Source organism: Micrococcus sp. HSID17227 (assembly GCF_003989405.1).
GTDB classification, from domain to species: Bacteria; Actinomycetota; Actinomycetes; order Actinomycetales; family Micrococcaceae; genus Micrococcus; species Micrococcus luteus.
The window spans coordinates 1-4,299 of record NZ_RBLN01000194.1 but is presented as its reverse complement, the minus strand read 5'-3'; the positions used below and the strand labels follow the sequence as shown (position 1 = coordinate 4,299).

The following is a 4,299-nucleotide window of genomic DNA, read 5'->3' as shown; positions in this document are numbered from 1 at the left end:
CGCCTGAACACCCTGCGCGCCTACCTGGAGCACGGTGCCGAACCGTCCGCGTGACCGCCGGCCGGACCGGCGCCGACGCCGTCGGCTCCAGGCCCCGATCATCAGACCCACCCGAAGCACTCAGTGAGGGACAGCCATGAGCCACACCGCGAACACCGCGCACACCGAGCCCACCACCCGTCGCGCCGCCCGCCGCGGCGCCGTCGAGGACGTCGTCGTCACCGAGGACGGCCTGGTGCTCAACGACCCGACCCACCTCGAGCTGCCCGGCCACGGCAACTCGCCCGGCGCGTGGGCCATGGTGGCGCTCGTGCTCGTCGGCTTCGTGGCCGGCTGCGTCGGCCTGCTCGCCGACTGGAGCGTCGTCGTCTGGATCGGCGTGGCCCTGATGGCCGTGGGCGTCGTCGTGGGCATCGTCGCCGGCAAGGCCGGCGCGGGTCGCGGCCAGCACGGTCACTGATCCGCGTGTCCGTCCTCCAGGAGATCATCGACGGCGTCCGCGAGGACCTCGAGCCTCGTCGCCGTGCCGTGCCCGAGGCGCGCCTGGCCGAGCTGGTGGCCGCCACCCCTGCGCCGCGCGACGCCCACGCGGCCCTGCACGGCGGACGCACCGACCCCGCGGGCATCCGGGTGATCTCCGCGGTGAAGCGGTCGAGCCCCTCCAAGGGCGCGCTCGCCGAGATCCCCGAGCCGGCCACCCTGGCCCGCGCGTACGAGCGCGGCGGCGCCAGCGCCGTCTCCGTGCTCACCGAGGCCCGCCGCTTCGGCGGCAGCCTGGCCGACCTGGACGCCGTGCGCGCCGCCGTCGATCTGCCGGTCCTGCGCAAGGACTTCACCGTCACCGAGTACCAGATCCACGAGGCCCGCGCCCACGGGGCCGACCTCGTCCTGCTGATCGTGGCCGCCCTCGACGACGCCGAGCTGGCCGGCTTCCTGCAGCTCACCGAGTCCCTGGGCATGCACGCCCTCGTGGAGGCCCACACGCCCGAGGAGATCGAGCGCGGCGTCGCCGCCGGCGCCCGCATCCTCGGCGTCAACGTGCGCAACCTCAAGACCCTCGACGTCGACCCGGCCCGCTACGCCGCGCTGGCCGACGGGCTGCCCGAGGACGTCGTCCGGGTCGCCGAGTCGGGCGTCGAGTCCGAGGAGCAGATCAAGGCCTACGCCGCCGCGGGCGCCGACGTCGTGCTCGTGGGCGAGGCCCTCGTGCGCCACGGCGCCCCCGAGGAGGCGCTGCGCGCGTTCCGCGCCGCCTCCCTCACCGTCCGCTGACCGAACCAGACCCGAGGAGCGTGGTCGCCATGAGCGCCGACCGTCCGAGCACCGAGCCCGCGATCGAGTTCGAGGGGCCCTATCAGGGTCAGGCCGGGCCCTACTTCGGCGACTACGGGGGGCAGTGGATGCCCGAGTCCCTCATGGCCGCGCTGCAGGAGCTCACCCGAACCTACGAGGAGGCGCGGCAGGACCCCGCCTTCGAGGCCGAGCTGCGGACCCTGTTCCGGGACTACGTGAACCGGCCCTCCCTGCTGAGCGAGGTGCCGCGGTTCGCCGCGGACACCCCCGGCGTGCGCATCTTCCTCAAGCGCGAGGACCTCAACCACACCGGCTCGCACAAGATCAACAACGTGATCGGCCAGGCGCTGCTCGCCCGTCGCATGGGCAAGACGCGCCTGATCGCGGAGACCGGCGCCGGTCAGCACGGCGTGGCCACGGCGACGGCGGCCGCGCTGTTCGGCATGGAGTGCACTGTGTACATGGGGGAGGAGGACACCCGCCGCCAGGCCCTGAACGTGGCCCGCATGCAGATGCTCGGCGCCGAGGTGGTCCCCGTGGCGATCGGCGCCCGCACCCTCAAGGACGCGATCAACGAGGCCCTGCGGGACTGGGTCGCCTCCGTGGACACCACGCATTACCTGATGGGCACGGTCACGGGCCCGCACCCGTTCCCCGCCATGGTGCGCTACTTCCACTCCGTGATCGGCGAAGAGGCCCGCGAGCAGATCCTGGCGCAGGCCGGCCGCCTGCCGGACGCCGTCGCGGCGTGCGTGGGCGGCGGGTCCAACGCGATGGGCCTGTTCCACGGCTTCCTCGACGACCCTGAGGTGGAGCTCTACGGCTTCGAGGCCGGGGGCGAGGGCCTCGAGACCGGCCGCCACGCCGCGTCCATCACGCTCGGACGCACCGGCGTGCTGCACGGCGCCCGCACGTACCTGATGCAGGACGAGGACGGGCAGACGATCGACTCCCACTCGATCTCCGCGGGCCTGGACTACCCGGCCGTCGGCCCGGAGCACGCCTTCCTGCACGACACGGGCCGCGCCGTCTACGAGCCGGTCTCGGACACCGAGTGCATGGACGCCTTCCTCCGGCTCACGCGCACCGAGGGCATCACGCCCGCCATCGAGTCGGCCCACGCCCTGGCCGGCGCGCTGCGCCTGGCCCGCCGCTGGGCGGACGAGGGCCTCGTGGGGCCGGACGCCCCGGAGGGTCAGGAGCGGATCATCATCGTGAACCTCTCCGGCCGCGGGGACAAGGACGTCGCCACCGCGGCGGCCTGGTTCGGCCTCGGCACGGCCACGGAGGAGAAGGACCCGCTCGAGGAGATGACCCCCGGAGAGGAGCAGTGACCGGCATGACCGTGCACTCCAAGACCGCCGCGGCCCTGGATGCCGCGAAGGCGGCCGGCCGCACCGGCCTCGTCGCCTTCCTGCCGGCCGGCTACCCGTCCGTGGACGAGTGCGTCGAGGCCGTCGTCGCCGCCGCGGACAACGGCGCCGATGTCATCGAGCTGGGCCTGCCCTACACGGACCCCGTGATGGACGGCCCCGTGATCCAGGCCGCGACCCAGGCCGCCCTGCAGGCGGGTTTCCACGTGGCCGACGTCTTCGACATCATCCGACGGGTGACCCAGCGCACTGACGCCGCGGTGCTGGTGATGACGTACTGGAACCTCGTGGACCGCATGGGCGTCGACGAGTTCGCGCGCCGCCTCGCCGAGGCCGGGGGCGCCGGTCTCGTCACCCCTGACCTCGTGCCCGAGGAGGCCGGCGCCTGGATGGAGGCCTCGGACCGTCACGGCCTGGACCGCGTGTTCCTCACCGCGCCCTCGTCCACGGACGAGCGGGTGCGCCTCACCGTCGACTCCTCCCGCGGCTTCGTGTACGCGGTGTCGGTCATGGGCGTCACCGGCACCCGCGACGCGGTGTCCACCGTCGCCGAGACCGTGGTCCGCCGGGCCCAGGATGCCGGGGCGGAGCACGTGTGCGTCGGCCTCGGCGTCTCCCAGGCGGCGCACGTCCGCGAGATCGGCGCCTACGCCGACGGCGCGATCGTCGGCACGGCCCTGGTGCGCGCGCTGACGGACGGCGGGCCGCAGGCCGTGGGCACGCTGACCCGCGAGCTCGCGGCCGGCACGGTCCGAGAGGGCTGAGGGTGACCGCCGCCCTGGCCCCGCTCGCCGCCTTCCCCGCCCCCGGGTGGGACGGGTTCCAGCTGGGCCCGGTGAAGATCCACGCGTACGCGCTGTGCATCATCCTGGGCATCGTCCTGGCCCTGTGGCTCGCCGAGCGCCGGTGGCGCGCCCGCGGCGGCCCCGAGGACCGCGTGCTCGACATCGCCCTGTGGGCCATCCCGTTCGGCTTCGTGGGCGGGCGGCTCTACCACGTGTTCTCCTCACCGGACCGGTACTTCGGGCCCGGCTTCGACGGCACGGGCGACCCGATCCAGATCCTGTACGTGTGGAACGGCGGACTCGGTATCTGGGGCGCGATCGCCCTCGGCGCCGTGGGCGCGTGGATCGCGTGCCGCCGCTACGGGCTGCGGCTGACGGCCTTCGGCGACGTCGTCGCGCCGGGCATCCTGCTGGCCCAGGCCATCGGCCGGTGGGGCAACTGGTTCAACCAGGAGCTCTTCGGCGGCCCGACGACCCTGCCCTGGGGGCTCGAGGTCGACCCGGCCAGCCCGAACTTCCCGGCCGGCTACGCCCCGGACACGCTGTTCCACCCCACGTTCCTCTACGAGTGCCTGTGGAACCTGGCCGGGGTCGCGCTGCTGCTCCTCGTGGACCGCGCGCTGCACCTGCGCCACGGCCTCATGCTGTGGTCCTACGTCGCCTGGTACACCGCGGGCCGCACGTGGATCGAGATGCTGCGCATCGACGACGCCGAGATGGTCACGCTCTTCGGCGTCACCCAGCGGCTCAACGTGTGGACGTCCCTGCTGGTGTTCGTCATCGCCCTCGCGTTCATCGTCGGGATCCTGCTGCGCCATCGCGGCGCGGCCGCCGGCCCCCACGCCCAA

Annotated in this window: 5 protein-coding genes; all 5 read left to right on the top strand. The window is 73.7% G+C overall.

Going from position 1 to position 4,299, the window contains the following annotated elements; translation table 11 throughout:
* Nucleotides 1-136 precede the first annotated feature (136 nt).
* Nucleotides 137-460, top strand: coding sequence for an HGxxPAAW family protein (locus D8M29_RS09225; RefSeq protein WP_036338645.1), 324 nt, complete (start codon nt 137-139; stop codon nt 458-460).
* 5 nt (nt 461-465) lie between these two features.
* A complete protein-coding gene (trpC, locus tag D8M29_RS09220) occupies nt 466-1,272 on the top strand; it encodes an indole-3-glycerol phosphate synthase TrpC (protein WP_127445922.1) in 807 nt (268 codons plus the stop codon).
* 29 nt (nt 1,273-1,301) lie between these two features.
* Nucleotides 1,302-2,627 carry a tryptophan synthase subunit beta gene (trpB, locus tag D8M29_RS09215; protein WP_101967470.1) on the top strand — a complete coding sequence of 442 codons (1,326 nt, stop codon included), beginning with the start codon at nt 1,302-1,304 and terminating at the stop codon, nt 2,625-2,627.
* Nucleotides 2,624-3,430: a tryptophan synthase subunit alpha gene (trpA, locus tag D8M29_RS09210; RefSeq protein ID WP_049147612.1), complete on the top strand. Its 807-nt coding sequence runs from the start codon at nt 2,624-2,626 to the stop codon at nt 3,428-3,430. Before trpB ends, trpA begins: the two co-directional genes overlap by 4 nt.
* Nucleotides 3,431-3,432: 2 nt before the next feature.
* Nucleotides 3,433-4,299, top strand: an 867-nt coding sequence (gene lgt / locus D8M29_RS09205; protein ID WP_127445921.1) for a prolipoprotein diacylglyceryl transferase, incomplete at its 3' end; no start/stop codon positions are given.

Coding starts and splice junctions, on each gene's coding strand:
- D8M29_RS09225 (WP_036338645.1), top strand. CDS start 137: ATGAGCCACACCGCGAACACCGCGCACACCGAGCCCACCACCCGTCGC.
- trpB (WP_101967470.1), top strand. CDS start 1,302: ATGAGCGCCGACCGTCCGAGCACCGAGCCCGCGATCGAGTTCGAGGGG.